General features: G+C 59.3%; 13 protein-coding genes. 12 read left to right on the top strand and 1 reads right to left on the bottom strand.

From position 1 onward, the window contains the following. Positions 1-6: 6 nt before the first annotated feature. From ABD796_RS20940 to ABD796_RS20895, 10 genes are all read left to right on the top strand, one after another. The gene (locus tag ABD796_RS20940; RefSeq protein WP_344911361.1) at positions 7-1,347 is read left to right on the top strand and encodes a hypothetical protein; all 1,341 of its coding nucleotides are present in this window, start codon (positions 7-9) and stop codon (positions 1,345-1,347) included. 43 nt (positions 1,348-1,390) lie between these two features. After that, positions 1,391-3,247, top strand: a complete 1,857-nt coding sequence (locus ABD796_RS20935; protein WP_344911360.1) for a hypothetical protein — start codon at positions 1,391-1,393, stop codon at positions 3,245-3,247. A 273-nt stretch (positions 3,248-3,520) separates the two neighbouring features. Beyond that, complete coding sequence (locus ABD796_RS20930) at positions 3,521-4,633, top strand: ABC transporter ATP-binding protein (protein WP_344911359.1); 1,113 nt, start codon at positions 3,521-3,523, stop codon at positions 4,631-4,633. Continuing rightward, complete coding sequence (locus ABD796_RS20925) at positions 4,630-7,611, top strand: extracellular solute-binding protein (protein ID WP_344911358.1); 2,982 nt, start codon at positions 4,630-4,632, stop codon at positions 7,609-7,611. Before ABD796_RS20930 ends, ABD796_RS20925 begins: the two co-directional genes overlap by 4 nt. Then, positions 7,608-8,579, top strand: a complete 972-nt coding sequence (locus tag ABD796_RS20920; RefSeq protein ID WP_344911357.1) for a carbohydrate ABC transporter permease — start codon at positions 7,608-7,610, stop codon at positions 8,577-8,579. The genes ABD796_RS20925 and ABD796_RS20920 overlap by 4 nt, the downstream gene beginning before the upstream one ends. Beyond that, positions 8,579-9,424, top strand: coding sequence for a carbohydrate ABC transporter permease (locus ABD796_RS20915; RefSeq protein ID WP_344911355.1), 846 nt, complete (start codon positions 8,579-8,581; stop codon positions 9,422-9,424). Before ABD796_RS20920 ends, ABD796_RS20915 begins: the two co-directional genes overlap by 1 nt. A gap of 14 nt (positions 9,425-9,438) precedes the next feature. Beyond that, positions 9,439-11,556, top strand: coding sequence for a YIP1 family protein (locus ABD796_RS20910; RefSeq protein ID WP_344911353.1), 2,118 nt, complete (start codon positions 9,439-9,441; stop codon positions 11,554-11,556). Beyond that, positions 11,549-13,810: a DUF5696 domain-containing protein gene (locus ABD796_RS20905; RefSeq protein WP_344911351.1), complete on the top strand. Its 2,262-nt coding sequence runs from the start codon at positions 11,549-11,551 to the stop codon at positions 13,808-13,810. The genes ABD796_RS20910 and ABD796_RS20905 overlap by 8 nt, the downstream gene beginning before the upstream one ends. Then, positions 13,807-14,688 carry a carbohydrate ABC transporter permease gene (locus tag ABD796_RS20900; protein ID WP_344911348.1) on the top strand — a complete coding sequence of 294 codons (882 nt, stop codon included), beginning with the start codon at positions 13,807-13,809 and terminating at the stop codon, positions 14,686-14,688. The genes ABD796_RS20905 and ABD796_RS20900 overlap by 4 nt, the downstream gene beginning before the upstream one ends. An 18-nt stretch (positions 14,689-14,706) precedes the next feature. Next, the gene (locus tag ABD796_RS20895) at positions 14,707-15,684 is read left to right on the top strand and encodes a carbohydrate ABC transporter permease (protein WP_344911346.1); all 978 of its coding nucleotides are present in this window, start codon (positions 14,707-14,709) and stop codon (positions 15,682-15,684) included. Positions 15,685-15,811: 127 nt separating this feature from the next. Here ABD796_RS20895 and ABD796_RS20890 read toward each other — a convergent pair whose 3' ends face one another. Beyond that, positions 15,812-16,723, bottom strand: a complete 912-nt coding sequence (locus tag ABD796_RS20890; protein WP_344911344.1) for a DUF4097 family beta strand repeat-containing protein — start codon at positions 16,721-16,723, stop codon at positions 15,812-15,814. A 495-nt stretch (positions 16,724-17,218) separates the two neighbouring features. Here ABD796_RS20890 and ABD796_RS20885 point away from each other — a divergent pair, with 495 nt between their 5' ends. Continuing rightward, positions 17,219-17,674: a MarR family winged helix-turn-helix transcriptional regulator gene (locus tag ABD796_RS20885; protein ID WP_344911342.1), complete on the top strand. Its 456-nt coding sequence runs from the start codon at positions 17,219-17,221 to the stop codon at positions 17,672-17,674. Beyond that, positions 17,674-20,889: an efflux RND transporter permease subunit gene (locus ABD796_RS20880; RefSeq protein WP_344912904.1), complete on the top strand. Its 3,216-nt coding sequence runs from the start codon at positions 17,674-17,676 to the stop codon at positions 20,887-20,889. The genes ABD796_RS20885 and ABD796_RS20880 overlap by 1 nt, the downstream gene beginning before the upstream one ends. Positions 20,890-20,936 lie beyond the last annotated feature (47 nt).

The following is a 20,936-nucleotide window of genomic DNA, read 5'->3' as shown; positions in this document are numbered from 1 at the left end:
TGGGATTTGTCAAAGATCGCGAAGAAGGCGAAGCCGATCGTGTTGTCCTTGCTGGCCGGCACCTTGCTGGGGGCGACGACCGTTCACGGCATGGACGCGGGCCAGCCGGTCGGCTCGATCGTCGGGGCAGGCAACTTTGCCAACGGAAGCACGACCTACGCCAGCCAATTCCAGGCGCTGAACGACATCGGAGCATCCATGGCCCGAATCAACATGTACCCGAACTACTACTACGCGGGCGGCGCTCCGACGCCGGAGCGGCTCGACGCCCTTATGCTGCAAGCTTACGAGTACGGCATTACGCCGATGCTGCTGTTCGAATATTACGGCTCGTATGCGAGCCAAGGAACGCCGCTCGGCGATTACGACAAATGGTACGATATCGGGCATGACTTTGCCGAACGGTTTCGGCCGAACGGGACATGGGGGCAGGAGCACGGCATCGCCGATTGGGGCATTACGGTGTATGCCGCGATGAATGAACCCGACGTCGAGAACGTGATTCCGAAGCCGGCCTACCACGATGCTCTGGAGGGTCTGGCGGACGGCATCCATTCCGTCGATCCGGCGCTGAAGGCGATCCCGGGCGGATTCGCCCGGCAGAACAGCCACAGCGATTACACGTTGAGGGGATACGGGCCGGCGATAGCCGATCTGTGGAACGACGGCAAGCTGGACGGCATCGATCTGCATACGTATTTCGACTATCAATACGCCCCTATGGAAGGGATGTACAAGTTTTCCGCGCAGAGCAATTTCGATTCGATCAAAAGCGTGTCGGGCATTACCGCGGACATTCATTTTTACACAACCGAGTTCAACTACAAGAAGCGCGGCGTGACCGAGGAGGAAGCGGCCAAAGGGTTCCTGACCGCGTTCTGGGACAGCGTGGGCGTCGTGAAAAAGGACGGACAGACGTCGGCTTCCCGCCTGGCGTTCCCATGGAGCTTGTTCAAATCGCAGGCAGCCGACCCTTTGTACGGCCTGAATACGAGTCTGACCCCGTGGACGCCGACGGCGCGCGGGCAGACGCTGGAGCGCGCTCTTGCCGCCGCGGAGGGCATGGCGCTCGTGTCCGCCGACCCGAAGCAAACCGGAGAATACGTGCTGGAAGGCGCAGGCAAGAAAATGTGGGTATGGCAAAATCGGCCTTACTGGACGAATCATCCCGGCACTTCCTATACGGTTTCCGGCATTCCCGCGGGCTCCGACCGGCTGGAGGTGATCGGCTGGGACGGCATCAGGCAAACGCTGCCCCTTTCCGGTCAAACCAGCTATACGGTTACGGGTCTTGCGGAAAACGAAACGTACATGATCGTCGCATACGAGGGGCCGGATAACCCATAAAGCGCTATTCCATAGCCAAACAGAGGAGCGATAAACGGAAGCCATGAACAAGGACATAGAAGCAGTCTTCACGCCGCAGACCGGAAACGACGCGCAGGATCAAGCTTTTGCCGCCCGGGGACGGCTGCTGCTGGAGCGGACGATCCGGTGCCCGATCCCGGACGACGACGTGCCGAGAAGGCGGATGTTTCATGCCATTGCCCGGCTCGGGCTTGGCGTGGAGACCGATACGGCATTGCGGCATATCGCCGAGTCGAACGACGATCCGGGTAACGCGGCGATGTTTTTCCGCCACGCCAATATCGACGCGATGCTCCGGTTCGGGCATACGTACGACGGGACATTGAGCGGAAAAGTGAAGGAAAGCATGACGGCAGCCGACCATTACAGCCTGCAGGGCGGCACCGAAAATCACCGCATTATGAACGCCGTGGCCGGTTATTTGACTGGGCAAGCCTGGCCCGATTGGGAGCGGGCCGCCGACGTCCGCAGCCGCTGCGCCGAATATCTGAATCGGTATTTCACGCGTATTACGCATTACGGGCAAGGCGAATTCGATTCGACGACGTACAGCATTTTCTATATCAACACGCTGGCAACGCTGTACGATTTCACGCTCGATCCGCAGCTGCGGAAGAAGGCGGGCATGGCGATCGACTGGCTGCTGGCGAACACCGCCGGCGATTGGCTGAACGGTATATTCACCGGAGCGCATTCGCGGGACTATCACCCGACCGAGACGTTCACGAACGCGGCTGCCGGGACGACGGGAGCGTGGCTTTATTTCGGGGGACGCGAGCCGGACTTCGCGAATGGCGAATGCCATTATGCGGCCATCAACGCTTTGTCCGCCTACCGCGCGCCCGCGGGCATCGTCGGCCTTGCGCAAAACCGTGATGTTCCGTTCGAGCACCGGGAAACGCACGATGTGATCGGCACCGGCGAGACGACGAACGACAATCACCGCACGAGCGAAGTGGCGGGAGCCGCAGTGCGGATCAAGGGCTATGGTTACGTGAGCCGCGCCGGCGTATACAAGTACAATTATGTCACTAAAGGATTTACGCTGGGCAGCATGGCGGACGGCAAGCAGGGCGACGTCGTCATGACCGGGCAAACGCGGCGCTGGTCGCTGGATTGGGATTCCGACAAGCCGTCGGGCGTCCTGTTCTTCAATCATCCGTTTCCCGATTTTGGCCGCGCGGAGGAGCGTTACGTCGAGAAATGGATCGGCTCCTCGCCTTACGAGCAAATCGTTCAGAGCAATGGGGCGCTGGTCTCGCTAGTGAACATACCGGCAGGAGAGACGTACCAGTACGGGCCGCGCGATCCGTTTCCGTCCGACCGCGATCCTTATATCGACGGCTTTATCTCCGGAACCGCCATTCTCGAGCTTGCGGAGGATGCGTCCGGCTGGCTGTTCGCCCATGGAGGCTCGGTCCTGATCGCCGTGCGGCCGCTCCGGCCTTACCGGTGGGTGGAAGACGGCAGCGGTCACCGCCGCTTGCGCAGTGACGGGCTGAAGAACGGAGTCGTCGTCGAGGCCGTCGACCCTGCAGGCTTCGCGGAGCAGGAAGACGCTGGTCTGGACGAACAGACGGCTATCCGCGTCGCGCTCGACCGGTTTCGCGAGCAGGTGCTGGACAGCACGAGGCTGGACGATTCGGCCATCGATGCGGCTGTGCCAACGATCTCCTATACCGCCTTGTCGGGCGACGTGCTGCGCATCACGTATGACGGGGAACGCTCGATCAACGGCGACCCCGTCCGGTACGAGCGCTGGCCGCTGATCGGCAATCCGTTGCTGCATTCCGCTGTCGGCAGCGGCTTGATGGAGCTGCGGGACGGAGCGCGTACAACGGTATGGGATTTCACGGAGTGGACCGTTACGCAGCAGTAGATTATTACTTTCCTTACGCCCAGTCGTGCCTGCGGACGCTCTTTCGAGCGCCGCAGCCGGCCGGGCGTCTTTCTTTTCCACCCCCTGCCGCCTGTACGCTATTTTCCCTCGCTTTCCTTCCCTCCATGGCCTTCCCGTCCGACTCGAATCGACATCCGGTAAACAGATTCAAGCAATTCAAAAAATCGTCTATTCGTCCCGCTTCCGCCGTTTGCCATAATGGGAGTAAGGCTTAAGCCTCTTAAATGGCAACGACGGAAGAGGAGGTTCTCTATGGCAAACGTGCTGCTCCATCATGTCTGGAAACGTTATTCCCACAGCTCCCAAGCCGTAGTGAAGGACGTTCATTTGGAAATCGACAATAAAGAGTTCGTCGTATTCGTCGGCCCGTCCGGCTGCGGCAAGTCGACGACGCTGCGCATGATCGCCGGGCTGGAGGAAGTGAGCGAGGGCGCGATCGCGATCGACGGGGAAGTGGTCAACGATCTGCCGCCCAAAGCCCGCGATATCGCCATGGTGTTCCAAAATTACGCGCTGTACCCGAACATGAACGTATTCGAAAATATGGCATTCGGGCTGCGGCTCCGCAAGGCGGGCAAGGCGGATATCGAAACGGCGGTAAAAAAAGCGGCGCGCACGCTCGATATCGAGCCGTTTCTCGAGCGCAAGCCGCGGCAGCTGTCCGGCGGCCAGCGGCAGCGGGTCGCCCTCGGGAGGGCGATCGTGCGCAGCCCGAAGGTGTTTTTGATGGACGAACCGCTGTCCAACCTGGATGCGAAGCTGCGCGTTCATATGCGCGCGGAAATTATAAGGCTGCACCGCGATCTGGAAACGACATTCGTCTACGTCACCCATGATCAGACCGAGGCGATGACGATGGGAACGCGCATCGTAGTCATGAAAGACGGCGTCGTGCAGCAGGCCGACACGCCGGAGCGGGTGTACAACTCCCCCGCCAATTTGTTCGTCGCCGGCTTTATCGGCGCTCCGCCGATCAATGTCATCCCGGGGAGAATCGAGGAAGAGGACGGCGCGCTGTTTTTCCATACGAAGCGGCATAAGCTGCCGATTCCCCCGGCTGCCGCGCGCGAGCTGCGGCGGGAGGCCGCAGGGCTGCGGCATATCGTGCTCGGGCTCCGGCCGGAGCATCTCGGCCTGAAGGGCCCGCGGGCGGACGCATCCGCCTTGATGACCGGCGTGGTGGACGTCGCCGAGCTGATGGGGGCGGACCGCTACCTGTACGTGAACACCGGCGAGCTGACGCTGACGGTACGCACCGACGCCCGCAACCGGGTCGACCCCGGCGAGCGGGTGGAGATTGCGGCCGATATGGATTATGCTCTGTTTTTTCATCCGGACACGGGAGAAAGGATTGGGAACCGGTGAATGGAAAACGATTGTGGAAAGCGGCGCTCGCCCTGCTGCTCGTCGCCGGGCTCGCCACCGGAGTCGCGTTGACCGCTTCCGGCGAGGACGGCTCTGCGGGCCTGAGCGCCGAGGAACGTTACGGAGAGGCTTTTCTGTACTACGGCGGCGGGCCCAATACTTATGCCGCCAAGCTGCGCGACTGGCAGAAGCAAGGCTACCGCGACGTATCGCCCGGCATCGCCGTGACGATTCCGGCCGCGGATTATACAGCCGCCTCGTCGGAGGCGGCGCTGTCGACGGCGGCGCTCGAAGGGGTGGCCCGCGCGCTCCGCTGGGACAGCGGCAGCGGATACGCCGAGTACCGGTTTACCGTTCCGGAAAGCGGGCTGTACCAATTGGGTGTATCGTATTATCCGATGGCGAGCGGAGATAACGACAACCGGTCGGATATCATCCGCAGTCTGACGATCGACGGCGCGCTGCCGTTCGACGAGGCGCGGCTCATTACGATGAAGCGTCTGTGGAAGGACGACCCGTATCCGCCGCTCAAGGACGAATACGGCAACGAGATTCGTCCGAAGCAGGAACAGATCCGCGAGTGGATCCAGTGGGACGTCTCCGATTATATGAACGATTATCCCGAGCCGCACCGGTTTTATTTGGAGAAGGGCGACCATGTCATGAGGCTGGAAGGCGTGCAGGAAACGGCGGCTTTCGACCGGTTCGTCTTCAAATCCCCCGAGCGCATATCCGGCTATGCGGAAGTGAAAGCGCAGTACGAGCGGGAAGCGCAGGCGCAGCAGCCGTTCCTGACGATGATCGAGGCGGAGCGGATGGAGCGCAAGTCGGACCCGGTCGTGCAGATCGCCATGTCCACCTCCTCGATCGTCAGTCCGGAGGCGAAGAGCACCGTCCTCTACAACATGATGGGCGGATGGAGATGGGGACGCCGGGGAGCATGGGCGGAATGGAAATTTACGGTGCCGGCGGACGGCTATTACCGGATTTCGCCGGCTTACGAGCAGAAGTTCGTCCGCGGACGGAACGTATACCGCACCGTTTCCATCGACGGAGCCGTGCCTTATCGCGAGCTGCTCGAAGTTCCGTTCCGCTACGGAGAATGGCAGGGAGGCCCGCTAGTCGACGACGACGGGGACGCCATACTGTTCAAGCTGTCCGAGGGCGAGCATACGCTGCGCATGCGGGTCAACGTATCCCCGCAGCGTCCGGCGATCGACGCCATCGAAGCGGCGGTCAAGCAGCTGCGCGTCATCGGCGACGACGTCCGGATGGCTACCGGCGTAGCGAACGAAAGTTTGATCGACAAAGGGATGAACTGGCGGCTGAACGAGTCGATTCCCGATCTGGGGGACCGGCTGGACGGGGTTATGACGGCGCTGCGGCTGACACGCGACTATTTGCAGGAGCGCAACGGGGATAAGCTGGAAAGCGGCTACAGCTTTACGAGCGTCATCCGCGATCTGCAGTCGTTCAAGCAGGACCCGAACCGGCTCGCCAACAATCCGCAGCGGTTCGGCTCGCTGCAGGAGCAGCTGTCTGGCATGGTCACGAGCTTGATCGAGCAGCCGCTCTATCTGGACCGGATCGCGATTTCCACCCCGCAGCAGAAGCTGCCATCTTTCCGGGAGACGTGGTGGAACGGGCTGAAAAACTCCGTCGTCCGTTTTGCATTGACGTTTACGAACAATTTTGCCGAACAGGGCAGGAAGGACAAGGACGCCATCAACGTCTGGGTGCAGCGGGGACGCGACTACGTCAACCTGATCCAGGAGATGGTCGATCAGGACTTTACCCCGCAAACCGGTATCAAGGTCAATGTCAATCTGATGCCCAACCCGCAAATTCTGATACTCGGCAACGCGGCAGGCATTCAGCCGGATGTCGCGCTAGGGATCGGGGAAGGGACGCCGATCGATTTCGCCATGCGGAACGCGCTGGTCAATCTGAACGCCTTTCCCGATTACGCCGAAGTGACGAAGCGGTTTTTGCCCGGCGCGCTCGTGCCGTTTCATTACGACGGGGGCGATTACGCTTTGCCCGAGGTGCAATCGTTCAACATGATGTTTTACCGCAAAGACCTTTTGCCGAAGCTGAACATTTCCGTGCCGCAGACGTGGGAGGACGTATATGCCATGCTGCCGACCTTGCAGCAAAACCGCATGAACTTTTATTTGCCGCCGGAAGATCTGCTTCCGTTCCTGTATCAGCGCGGCGGGGAGTATTATTCGCCGGACGGCCTCAAATCCGGTCTGGACAGCCCCGAGGCGTTCGACGCATTCCGGCAGTTGACCGATTACTTCGTCGTGTACGGGCTGGACCGGCAGGCGAATTTTTACCAGCATTTCCGCTACGGCACGATGCCGATCGGCATCGCCGATCTGAATACGTATTTGCTGCTGACGGTTGCGGCGCCGGAGCTGACCGGCCAATGGGGCATCGCGCCGATTCCCGGCACGCTGAACAACAAAGGCGAGAACGTGCGCTGGGCCGGCGGAGGGCTGCAGTCCGGGGTGCTGTTCCGCTCCAGCGAGCGGCAGACGGACGGCTGGGAATTTCTGAAATGGTGGACGTCGGATGCGGTGCAAACGCAGTTCGGCGTCGATTTGGAGACGATCAACGGGTTGGAATACCGTTGGAATACGGCCAATATGAACGCTTTCCGCAAGCAGATGTGGCCCAAAGACGATTTGACGCAAATTTTGGAGCAGCTGCGCTGGTTCAAGGACGTTCCGCGCGTCCCGGGCGAATACTTCACGGACCGGCAGTACAAGTTCGCCTGGAACAAGACGGTCGTGGACGGGGCAAGCTCGCGCGACGCCTTGGAAACGGCGGTGTTCGAGATTAATAAGGAACTGTTCCGCAAGCAGCGGGAATTCGGCTTCATCGACGAGCAGGGGCGCGTTGTCAAGAAGCTGGACGTTCCGATGCTGAGCAAACCGTGGGACGGAAATACGGGAGGCGGAAGCAAGCCATGAGTCAATTGAACGCGATTACCGGCAAACGGGCGGCTTCGGCCGTCCCGACCGAAAGCCGTCTGCGCACGTATATGCGGGAGCTGTGGGCGGACCGCTACTCGTATTTGTTCCTCGCCCCATTCGTCATCTGCTTCACGCTGTTTATCGTCATTCCCGTCGTCATGGCGATGCTGCTTTCCTTGACCCACTTCAACGTCATCGAATTTCCGAAGTGGGCGGGGCTGGCCAATTACCGCGACTTGTTTACCCAAGACGACGTGTTCTACAAATACGCCATCCCGAACACGTTTATTTACGCGTTCATATGCGGTCCCGGCGGATATGCGCTGAGCTTTATGCTGGCCTGGCTCGTCTCGCAGCTGCCGGCCCGGCTGAAAGGGGTTTACACGCTCGTGCTGTATTCGCCCTCGATGACCATGGGCGTGGCGATGGCCGTCGTCTGGATGATTATTTTCAGCGGGGACCGGCTCGGCTACTTGAACAGCGTCCTGCTGGAATGGGGGATTCTGGACAGTCCGAAGCTGTGGACGAAGGATAAGGAACTGCTCATGCCGATCATGATCGGCATTACGCTGTGGTCCAGCATGGGGGTCGGCTTTCTGGCGATGCTCGCCGGCATTTCCAACGTCAACAAGGAGCTGTACGAGGCCGGTAAAATAGACGGAATCCGCAACAGACTGCAGGAGATCGGCTATATTACGATTCCGAGCATCAAGCCGCAAATGCTGTTCGCGGCGGTCATGACCGTCGTCGGGACGCTGAAATCCGGAGGGCTTGGAGCCCAGCTGTCCGAAATGAATCCGACGCCGCAATACGCGGGCCATCTTATTCTGAATCATGTCGACGATTACGGATTTATCCGTTACGAAATGGGCTACGCGGCGGCCATCTCCGTCGTGCTGCTTGTCGTGATGTACGCCGTCAACCGGCTGTTCACGAAATTGTTCGACAGCAAGGGGGAACTGTAATGCGGCGGATGGACGGTTTTCAGAAAGGCCTGCTCGTCTTCATGACTTTGCTGGCCATCTTCATGGCGATGCCGATCGTTTACATTTTCAACCATGCGTTCAAGCCGTATCACGAGCTGTTCGCGTATCCCCCGACGTTCTGGGTGCGTTCGCCGACGCTCGACAATTGGTTCGATCTGATCACCGCGGCGCAGCAATCGTTCGTGCCGTTCACCCGCTATTTGTTCAATAGCGTCGTTGTCGCCGGATGTATGGTCGCGGCTACGGTACTGATCAGCAGCATGAGCGCTTACCCGCTGTCGAAGCACCGCTTCAAGGGGAAGAAGCTGCTGTTCTCGGCCATTGTCCTGTCGCTGATGTTCGCGCCGGAGGCGGTGGGCATTCCGCGTTATCTGGTGATCAGCAAGCTCGGGCTGATGAACCATTTCCTCGGCCATATCGTGCCGAGTTTGGCGATGCCGGTCGGAGTGTTCCTGATGAAGCAGTTTATGGACCAGGTGCCCGACGATCTGATCGAAGCTGCTAAGCTGGACGGGGCGCGGGAGTTTACGATATTCGCGCGAATCGTCATGCCGGTATGCATGCCGGCCGTAGCGACGATCGCCATCTTGACGTTCCAGGCGACGTGGGGGGATGCGGGCCCGTCCGCGCTGTACATGCAGAACGAGACGCTGAAGACGCTGCCGTTCTACATCGAATCGCTGACCAACGGGCTTGCCAACGCGGTAGCCGGGCAAGGACGGGCGGCCATGGCGACGATGCTGATGTTTTTGGTCAACTTTATCATATTTCTGACGCTTCAGAAGAAGGTCATCGACACGATGGCGCATTCGGGCATCAAGTAGAAAGGGGACGGACTATGAATGCCTTACGCTTCGTGCCGCTGCTGGTCCTCGCCGTTCTGGCCGCCTTCGTGAACCCGGCGCCGGCGGCGGCGGACACCGTTCCGTTCGCGTCGTACAGTGTCGACGAGCAGGGCGCGGTCATCGGCCTGAATCCGGCCTACTTGCCCGTGCGTCTGCTCGGAAACGATCTGCCTCTCAAGGCTGACGGCAAACCGGACGGATTCAAAAATCCGGAGGACGTGTTCGTGGACGGGCACGACCGGATCTATATTGCCGACCGCGGGAACGGCCGGATCGTCCAGTTTGACGAGAACGGCGCCTTCGCCCGCTATATCGGGCATTTGCCGGGCAAAGGCAAGCTGAAAGAGCCCGAAGGCGTGTTCGTCGACCGCGCGGGCTCGATCTATGTGGCGGATACCGGCAATTCCCGGATCGTCCGCTATTCGCCGGAGGGTGAGATGCTGCGGGAATACAAGGCGCCGGATTCCGCCTATTTGCCCAAGGATTACCGCTTCGTTCCTTCCAAGCTCGTCGTAGACGCCCGGGACAATCTGTACGTCGTCTCGAAGGGCTCTTACCAAGGGATGCTGCAATTGGGCCAAAACAACGAGTTTTTAAGCTTCTACGGCAAAAACCGGGTCAAGCTGAGCCCGGTGGACCGGCTCCAGCGGCTGTTTTATACGAAGGAGCAGCGGGAAAGGCTGTCCGACGTGCTGCCCGGCTCGATCACGAACGTGACGATCAATGCGCAGGGGTTTTTGTATACGACGACGATGTCGATCGATACCGAGCAGATCAAGAAGCTGAATTACGCCGGCCAGAACATTTTGCCGGAGAAGGAGTTTTTCGTGCCGAGTCCCGCGAAGAGCGGTCCGGCCATCGCCTCGTATTTGTTCCGCGACGTGGCGGTGAGCGCGCAGGGGATGATTACGGCGATCGACGCGAAAACGAACACGATCCTGCAATACGACGCCCAAGGCAAATTGCTGTATACGTTCGAGGGAGAAGACGACCGAGTACTGCGTATCGGCAAGCTGAAATCGCCGTCCGGACTGGCGCTGACGTCCAAAGGGGACCTGCTCGTTACCGACAATACGACGAACCTCGTGCACCTGCTGCGCCCGACTCCGTTCTCCAAGCTGGTGCTGGAGGCGACGTCGCTGTACGCGGAAGGGAAATACGAGCAGAGCGAGGAGCCGTGGAGGCGCGTGCTGCAGTTGAATGAATCGTACAGCCGCGCGCATCTCGGGCTCGCCAAGCTGTCCTTCAAGAGAGGCGACTGGGACGTCAGTATGGCCGAATACAAGCAGGCGCTGGACGGCCAAGGATATTCGGACGCCTTCTGGCAAATGCGGATGCTCTGGCTTCAGAAACGGTTTACGCTCATTGCCGTGTCGCTCGTGTCGTTGGCTGTCGCCTTCTGGCTTGTCCGGCGCGCCATCTTGCGGCGCATGCCCGCTGCCGCTAACGGGGGCGGCGGCATCCCGGGGTTCACCCGTTTTGGCGTCGCTTCCCTAGGGCGGGAAGCGGCCCGTTTCGGCAGCGTCCTGAAGCGCCCCTTGGCCGTCTTCGAGGAGCTGCGGGACAGCAAGACGGGCACCTGGACGTTCGGTTTCCTCGTCCTGGTCGCTATCCTGCTGTCCAGGCTGGGGGAGGCGTTGTTCACGGGGTTCGTATTCCACCCGTTTCCGGCCCATCTGGCGGATCCGTTCCGCATCGGAACCGTACTGCTCGTTCCGTTGCTGAGCTGGGTCATATGCAACTATTTGGTCAGTACGCTGTACCGCGGGGAAGGGACGTTCAAGGACGTATTCGTGGGCACGATGTACGCGCTTGCCCCTTATGCGCTGTTTACGCTGCCGCTGGCTCTGTTCTCCAATGGCCTGACCGCCAGCGAAGGCGTCATTTACCATTTCGCGCAAAAGGCGGTGCTCGTCTGGACGGCGCTGCTTCTCGTTTTCAAGGTGCAGATTATCCACAACTATGACGTCAAGGAAACGGCCGTCAACGTGCTGCTTACGCTTGCCACGATTGTCGTGCTTTGGTTCGCCATATTCGTACACGTTACGCTCAGCTTCGATTTGCGGGATTTCGTCGCCAAGCTGTGGGAGGAGTTGATTTATCGTGGCTGAACGGCATCATGCCAATCGCTTTGCGGCGAGAACGGCCGGACTGCTCCTGCTCGCGTGCTGTTTCGTTCTGCTGGCCGGCTGCGGAGTTGCCACGGTCAAGCGCGCCGACGGGACGGGGTTTGCTGCTCCGCAGGGCGAACCGCTGACGGGCGGAGCTTTGCTGGAGAACGAGCGCCTAAAGCTCGAAGTGGAGGGGCAGACCGGAAGGATTACCGTCACCGACAAACGGAACGGGCACGTGTGGAACGGCGCGGCGAGCAAAGAGGAAGCGGCGGCGCAGGAAGTGGCCGGAGACTACAAGGGCCACGTCCAATCGCCCTTTATCGTCGAATATCACGATGTCGGGGCTAAGGCCAATAATACGTTCAAACGGGGCAATGTCCAGTCCGAGCAGCCGGAGGTGCGCCTGTACCGGAGCGGCGAGCGGATCGAAGTCGCCTTCAACCTGAGAAACGGCGACTTGCGTTTTTCCTTCCTCCTCGGGCTGTCCGGTTCCAACCTTATCGTCGATATCCCGGGGGAGCGCATTCACGACAACCCCAAGACGGCCGTATTGAAAAGTATCATGCCTTATCCGTTCCTTGGCGCCGTATGGGGCAAAACCAAGTCCGGCTACATGCTCGTTCCGAGCGGCCCCGGATACCTGATCGATTTCTACGACCGCAATTATCCGTACGACAGCGCCTTCAACGAGATCGTCTACGGGGAAGATCTGGGGGTCAATCTCGGCGCCGGAAGCCCGATGCCGGTGCTGTATCCGGTGTTCGGCATCAAGCAGGACGACAACGCTTTCCTAGCCGTGCTGGATCGCGGCGGGGAGTACGGCAAGCTGTCGGCCACGCCGAGCGGGCTGAACACGCCGTTCAACTGGGCGGCCGCCGAGTTTCTGTATTTGCCGGACGATTATTTGAAGAACGCCTACTCGACGCAGGCGAAGCAGTTTATCGAGGACTATATGAAGCATGAGGACCGGCGGATGGTTTATTCGTTCCTCGCCGGAGAGGACGCCGATTATGTCGGCATGGCGAAAGCTTACCGCACCTATCTGACGGAAACCGGGGGGGCAAAGAAGCTTGCTCCGTCCGGGAAGGAGGATCCGTTCACGATTACGGTCTATCAGGCGAACGAGGAGCGGGGCATGCTCGGGCGCAAGGCGGTCCCGGTGACGACCTTTGCGGAAGCGCGCCGCATCGTTCAGACGCTTTACGACAAGGGCGTCCGCTCCATGAACGTGGCTTTGCGAGGCTGGAACGACGGCGGCGATTTCCCGGGAAGCTGGCCGAAGCGTCTGCCGCCGGAGCCGAGCCTGGGCAAGCCCGAGGAGCTGAAGGCATTGTCGGACTATGCCGGATCGATCGGCGCGCCGCTGCTGCTGTACGACAATTACTTCGACGCCACGGGGCGAAACGCCGGCTTCCGACCGAGAGAGGACGCGCTGCGCAACCTCAGAACGGGAGTCGTCGAAACGAAGATAGCGTCGTTCCGGCAGTACCGGCTTCGTCCCGAAGCTTCGCTCGGGTACTTGCGGGATTCGCTTCCGACTTACGGCGAGTGGGGCATATCCGGTCTGGTGCTGAACGCGTACAGAGGGAAGACGCTTAGCTCCGACTTCAACAAGAACGGCGTCTCCACGCGCGGTCAAGCGATTGCCGCGCAGCAGGAGATGCTTGATTCGATCGGCGGCGCGTTGGGACGCGCGGGCATTCAGATGGCGTACGCTTATGCGGTCGGCCACGCGCAGCTGATGCAGGGCTTCCAGATCGGCCCCGGCTACGATGTTTTCGCCGGCAAGACGGTTCCTTTTTATCCGATGGCCGTACACGGGCTGGCGGGTTTTTCCGGCAAAGAAGCGAACCTGCTTCCCGATCCGCAGACCGATCGTCTCCGGCAGATCGAATACGGAGCGCTGCCGGCATACATCGTGACGCAAGCTCCGGCCTCCGATCTGCAATATACGAGCGTCCGCTCCACGCTCGTCAGCGCGCGGTTCGATATTTGGCAGGATGAGATCGTGCGGGAATACGCCAAATACCGAGATTCGATCGGCTCGGCTATGCATTTGTACATCGAGAATCACCGGCAGCTCGCCGAGGGCGTGTACGCGACGACCTACGAGGACGGCCGGCAGGTTATTGTCAATTATACGGACCGGCCGTACCGGTACGCTTCCGTCGACGTTCCGGCGCGCGACTACGCGGTAGTCGCCGCCGGACGGGCGGCCGATCAGCCGGCAGAGGGGAGGGGGCTGCGATGATGCCCGTCAAGCGCAAACGTCTTCGGCTGGATACCCGCAAAGCGTTGGAAGGGTATATGTTCATGTCCGTATGGATCGTCGGGTTTCTGGTATTTATGGCGTTCCCGCTCGTCTATTCGTTCGTCATCAGCTTTTACAAGGTGAACTTTCTCGGCTCGGAAATCCGCATGGACTTTGTCGGGCTCCGCAACTTCCAGTACGCGTTCCTGAAGGACGAGAAGTTTCCGACGCTGCTTCCGCTGTACATGAAGCAGACCGTGCTGATTTTGTTCGTGATCGTCTTGTTTGCCTTGATCGTCGCCATTCTGGTCAGCCAGAAATTTCCCGGCCGCGCCATTTACCGGGTCATTTTCTTCCTCCCGGTCGTCCTTTCCAGCAACAGTATCCTGAACAGGCTGGAAGAAAGCGGAGGCGGCAAGCTGGCGATTCTCGAGCAGTTCGACGTCGCCGGTTGGCTGACGTTTTATGTTTCGGCCGGGCTGGCGGAGCCCCTCATCGGCGTGCTCAATAACTTTGTGCTCATTTTATGGTATTCGGGCGTACAGGTGCTGATTTTCGTAGGGGGCATGCAGACGATATCCGCTTCGGTGTATGAAGCGGCCCGCATCGACGGCGCCACGCCGTGGGAAAGCTTCTGGAAAATTACGCTGCCGGGGCTCGCGCCATTTATTATGCTGAATCTGATCTATACGACGGTGGACCAGTTCACGTCGCCGTTCAGCGATTTGTTGACCTACATCGCCCAGGTGCGGACGAATCCGATAATGGGCTTCGGTTATTCGAGCGCGCTCGGCTGGATCTTTTTCGCCTTCGTGCTCGTATGGATCGGGTTCATGCTGCTCGTCGGCAGGCGATTTGCGTTCGACCGGGGAGAATAACGGAAAGGGGGAAGACGAATGATCGTCGACAAGGCCGAATTGATGCAGGCGGTGAGGCGGCACGGAGGAGGCAAGACGTCGATCGGCCGCACCGTCGGCAAACGGACGAAACTGCTGCTTCTCGGCCGCGACATCCGCGAAGGGCTCGTGTATAAAATATTTCTGTACTGGATTTTGACCAACGTCGCCGTGCTGTATATGCGGCCTTTCCTGTACATGATCAGCACGATGTTCAAGAGCAAGACCGATCTGATCGACCCGACCGTACAGTGGATTCCGATCGAATGGGATGCGTCCAATGTATGGTTCGGCCTGGAGTTTATGAAATATGTGGTGACCGGTCTGCATTCCTTGACGATTGCGGGCGGAGCGGCGGTGCTCCAGGTGCTGTCCTGCTCCTTGACCGGCTATGCGCTGGCCCGGCTCCGGTTTCCGCTGCGCGGGCTGTGGTTTTTCCTCGTGCTACTGACGTTTCTCATTCCGCCGCAGACGATTTTGATTCCGCTTTATATCCTGTACCAGAAGCTGGAGATGCTGCGCACGCCGCTGCCGTTTCTCGTGCCGGCCTTGTTCGGGCAAGGGTTGAAGGGCGCCTTGTTCGTCATCATCTTCCGCCAGTTTTTCCGCACGCTGCCGAAGGAGCTGGAGGAGGCGGCCCGCATCGACGGGGCAAGCGCCCTCCGTCTGTTCATCAAGGTCATGCTGCCGCTGGCGCGGCCTGCCATACTTGTCGTCTTCCTCTTTTCGTTCGTCTGGCACTGGAACGATACGTACTTGCCTTCGTTGTTTCTGGGCAAAGATTACGCGACGCTGCCGCTTCAGCTCGATAATTTGCAGTCGGCGATGGGAGACGTGCCTGGCTATGTGGATACGAACATAACCGAGCAGGTATATATGGCCGCCTCATTCTGGTTCGTGGCGCCTCCGCTGCTGCTGTATTTGATCGCCCAGAAATGGTTCGTGCAGGGCGTCGAACGGACCGGAATCGTCGAATAATACGAGGGGAAGGGCTGCTGCCGGGTCATGCCTCCGGGAGCTGTCCCTTTCTTCGCCTCTACGCGCAAGGCGCCTCCGAATCCGCCGTACATACGGGGAAGGAGGCGCCTTTTGGCGTGTCGTTTGATTAATGGCCCAACTTGAAGTTGCCGGAGCGGGTGGAAACCTTGAGCAGCGTTTCGCCGCTGCCGAACGAGCCGGCAATGCGGTTGCGGTCCTCGTTCTGCTCCTCGTACTGAAACCCTTTCCAATCGATCGCGCCGTGTCCAGAGCCTCCGCGATAGTCAACGGCCAACGAAGCGGGCTCGCGATCCAGCGAAACGGTCACGTTGCCGCTTACCGCGTTCAGCTCGGCGTCGTGCGGCCGCTCTGCGAAGCGTACGCGAATGTTGCCCGAGCTCGTATCGGCTTTCAGCTTCGCTTCCCCGTTCTCCAGCTTTATATTGCCGCTTCCCGTACGGGCGTTCAACGTCTCGGCCCGGAAACCGTTCGCCTGCACGTTGCCCGATTTCGTCTGAAGCGTGATGGCGGAGGCCTTGCTGTCGGCAAGCTCGATATTGCCGCTGCTCGTCGCGGCTTCGAGAGTGGAGGCATCGATCCGGTCGACCGTAATATTGCCACTGGCGGTTTTGGCTTTCAATTCATTCCATTGCTTGTCGGGAAGCTCGACGGTCATTTTGACGGCGTCGACCCGAAAGCCCAGCGAGAAACCGCTTGCCGATTCAATGCCGATTCGCAGTGTGTCTTTGTCCATATGGGACTTCAGGCTGTATTGATCGGCTACATTAGGGGTTGCTCTGCCCTGCAGTCGCACTTCGATTTTATCGGAGTTGCCGCGGACGATCCGCACGCTTTTGCTGTCCGTCTCCACCGCGATGCGGGACACTTTGCCGGCGTCGAACGATTCGGCGATTTCGACCGGCTTAGTACCGAACCAGTGCCAATCGAAGGAAAAGCCTTTTCCCGGCTCCCACATCGAGAGCGCGATCCATACGAGCAGGGCGATCAGAACGAGGCCCGATAATTTTATTTTTTTCATTGCTTGTCGTCTTCCCTTCTACTTATCTCGGCCGGCGCCCCTTCGCGCCGGTCCTTTTTTGGTTTCCGATCCATACTGGCGCAGCCGTTTAGTTGTCTCCTCATCGGAACTTCCGATCCGGAGAGTCGCTTGTTTACGCCGTTGTGTATCAGTGTAGCAGGAGAACCGGCCTTCGGACAACGGACCGTCGAAGGAGAGGTGATCCAGACCTGAGACCGGGGCGGGATGGAACCTCGGCCGGGGAGCAACAGCGGCCAACAACGCAAGCGGAGGGATGGTGAAAAGGGAAAGGCCATCCATCGTCCAGCTTGGCCTGGCTTGGTGCTTCGCGTTAGTGCCTTGCTCGGTGCATCACTTGGGAGTTTCGTTTAGTGCTCATAGTCAACAGATGTATTTGACGGTCAGGCCGATGATATGCTACACTTCCTACATGAAAAATAGTTCTATTATGAAACAGTTCGTCTAGCGAACAAGTTGTTGAGAGGAGCAGTAGACATGTATGAGGATATGCTGCACCGGATTATAGACCGGTACGAGCAGGCGGCTTTTACGGTGAATCGCCGGTTGAACGTGCTGATGAGAGAAATGATGCCAGACGATCTGACGATCGACCAGTTTTCCATTATGAGGTACTTGTGCGCGCATGGCACCTGCACGTCCTCGGAATTGTCCGACACGTTCTGCGTAGGGAAAAGCTCGATTACGGCGATTATCGGCCGGCTGGCCGATAAGCGGTTGATTGCGAGAATGCCCGACGACAAGGACAGGCGGGTCATCTATTTGAAGCTGACCGAGGAAGGGAAGAGTGTCGTCCGGTTGATCGAGCAGAAGGTGCACCAGCTGCTCAGCCGGCTGCTGACCCAGTTCGACCCGCAGGAGGCGGAGACGTTCATCGGCACCTATGAGAAGCTCGCCAGCGTACTGAGCGATGAGAGGGGTATGGCAAAATGATGAGAGCAGTCATCAAGATGAGGTGGCTCGTGCTGGTGCTGTGGCTGGCCGGGGCTGTCACTTTGTTTCTGACCGCGCCGAATATGGCCGACCTCGTCCGGGACAAAGGGCAGATTAAAGTGCCCGACGGCTATACCTCGACCAAGGCCGAAGCTCTGCTGAAGGAAATGAATGCAGGGAAGGAAAGTTCCGGCGGAGAGAAGGCGCTGTCGTCCGTGCTCGTCTTTCATAAAGACAGCGGCCTGACGGCTGCCGATCTGACGGAAATCCGCAGCGGCGTCGACAAGTTGAAGAACGGCAAGGACGCTTACGGCGTCACGTCGGTCACGACCCACTTCGATATGAAGGAACTGGAGAAGCAGCTAGTTGCCGAGGACGGCAAGACGATGCTCGTGCTCGTCGAGGCTTCGTCTCACAACCGTACGCCGGGGGAAGTGCGGCAGTCGCTGTACGATGCGGTTTCGGGCGTCTCCGTCGATCACTACTATACGGGAAGCTGGCTCATTAACGAGGATGTGATCGAGAGCTCGCAAAGCGGGCTGAAAAAAACCGAGGGCATTACGGTCGTATTTATTCTCGTCATCCTATTCGTCGTGTTCCGGTCCCTGATAGCGCCGTTTATCCCGCTGCTGTCGGTCGGCCTCACGTATCTGGTATCCCAGTCGGTCGTTTCGTTTCTCGTCCATTATTTCGATTTTCCGTTATCCAATTTTACGCAAATCTTTCTTGTCGCAGTGCTATTCGGGATCGGCACGGACTACTGCATTTTGCTGATCAGCCGGTTCAAGGAGGAGCTGGCCCATCGCGGCGACAAAACGGAGGCGATCGTCGAAACGTACCGTACCGCCGGCAAGACGGTGCTGTACTCCGGGCTTGCCGTATTGGTCGGCTTCGCTTCCATCGGGCTGTCGAGCTTCGTGCTGTACCGTTCCGCCGTGGCGGTGGCGGTCGGCGTGGCCGTGCTGATGCTGGCGCTGTTTACGCTGGTGCCGTTTTTTATGGCGACGATGGGCAAGGCTATTTTCTGGCCGGTCAAAGGAACGCTGGAGCACAAGCCAAGCAAGCTGTGGGGCGTTGTGGGCTCGTTCTCGCTGAAGCGTCCGATCTGGGCGCTGGCGGTGATCGCTATCGTGGTGGTGCCTTTCCTAACGGCGTACAAAGGCTCGATCTCGTTCAATTCGCTGGATGAACTCGGGAGCAAATACAACTCGGTCAAAGCGTTCCAAATGATCTCTGACAGTTTCGGGCCCGGCGATTCGCTTCCGTCCACCGTCGTGATCAAGACCGACAAGCAGTTGGATTCGGCCGAAGGGCTGGCCGCCATCGAGCAGGTGTCCCGCGAGCTGGCCAAGGTCGAGGGGGTCAAGACGGTGCGGAGCGCTACACGCCCGACCGGAGAGCCGCTGCCGGATTTTCAGGTGACGAAACAGATCGGCCAGGTCGACGACGGCCTCGGTCAAAGCACGGACGGACTCGGACAGATCGGCAAAGGCTTGTCGGAAGCGAGTAAGGCGCTGAGCGACAACAGTCCGAAGCTGAACGAGGCGGTCAAGGGGGCGGAGCAGCTAACCGCCGGCACGACCGAGCTGAAATCCGGCGTCGTCCAACTGGGCGAGGGGCTGAAGCAACTGGAAAGCGGTCTGCGAGACGGCTCGAAGGGAGCGGAGCAGCTGCGGGCCGGTCTCATAGAGGCGCAGACGAGCGCGGAGCAACTGGCTGCGGCAAGCTGGCAGCTGCTGGCGGGCTACCGGGAGGCCGGCGGCGGGCTCGGTCAGTTGAACAAAGCTTATGGAGAAATAGCCGGACGTCAGGCGCAATTGGCAGAAGGGCTAACCGACCTTGGCAAAGGACTTGAAGGGCTGAAATTGAAATACCCGCAGCTTGGCGACGATGCCGATTACAAAAAGCTGGTTGGCGCCTTAACCGGGCTACAAGCCGGAGCGGCCGGCATTGGCGACGGGTTGAAGCAATTGAACGCGCAGCTATCTGGCATCGAAGTCGGAATCGCGAAAGCGAACGGCGGCTACGAGCAGGCCGCAGGCGGGCAATCCGAGCTGGCAGCGGGACTCGGACGGTTGGCGGAGGGGATCGCCCAACTGCGGGCGGGAATCGATCAGGCTGCGGCCGGCCAAGGACAAATCGTGGCGAAAATTCCGCAGATCACCAAAGGGTTCGACAGCCTTACGGCCGGCCAAAGTCAACTGCAAGCGGGCTTCGCCGATCTGAACGGCCAGCTCGGCCAACTGACGAGCGGCTTGGATCAGAGCGTCGGCGGGCTGGAGCAGGTAACCGGCGGCTTGCAGTCGGCGCAGACGTTTCTGAATGAGCTGTCGGGCGCGTCGAACAAGCAGCTAACCGGCTGGCATATTCCGAAGGAAGCGATTGCCAATGCCGATTTTCAAAAATCGCTTGATGTTTACTTGTCCAAGGACCGCAAATTCGCCAAGCTGGACGTCGTGTTCAGCGGCAACCCGTACGATACGGAAACGCTCGGCAAAACGGGCGATTTGAACGAAGCGGTTAAACGCGGGCTGCAAGGCACCGGGTTCGACCAAGCGGTCTTCTCCGTAGGCGGCGTAACGAGCATGAACAGCGACCTGAAATCGGTATCCGATAGCGACTATTCGCGGACGATGATGCTGATGCTGGTTGGCATAACGTTGATTTTGATCCTTTTGTTCCGTTCGATCGTGATGCCGGTTTATCTCATTTTGTCGCTGCTGGTCACATTCTATACGTCGATGGCGATCACGGAGGTCATCTTCGTGCGGATACTCGGCTATGCCGGAATCAGCTGGGCCGTGCCGTTCTTCGGCTTTGTCATGCTGGTGGCACTTGGCATCGATTACAGCATCTTCCTGATGGACCGGTTCAAAGAATACCGTCATATGGCGCCGGGAGAGGCAATATTGCTGGCGATGAAAAAGATGGGAACGATCATTATGTCGGCCGCCGTCATTCTCGGCGGAACGTTCGCGGCGATGCTGCCGTCCGGCGTCATGTCGCTGCTGCAAATCGCGACGATTGTACTGTGCGGGCTGTTCCTGTACGCGCTTGTCATGCTGCCGCTGTTTATCCCGGTTATGGTTCGCATGTTCGGGCGGGCCAACTGGTGGCCGTACATGGATGCGCAGAAAGACGAAAGGAATTCAGGGAAACGCCAGATGCGCGGCGGGCTGGCCAGCGTGTCGTCCCATACGGATCCTAACGTTTGATTCGCGGAGCGGTCGGCTGATATAATAATCGAATAAAGCCCGGGCAG

This window comes from Paenibacillus hodogayensis, assembly GCF_039536325.1.
GTDB lineage: Bacteria > Bacillota > Bacilli > Paenibacillales > NBRC-103111 > Paenibacillus_AB > Paenibacillus_AB hodogayensis.
Note: the sequence above shows the minus strand (reverse complement) of the source record. Positions and strands in the feature narration are given on the sequence as shown.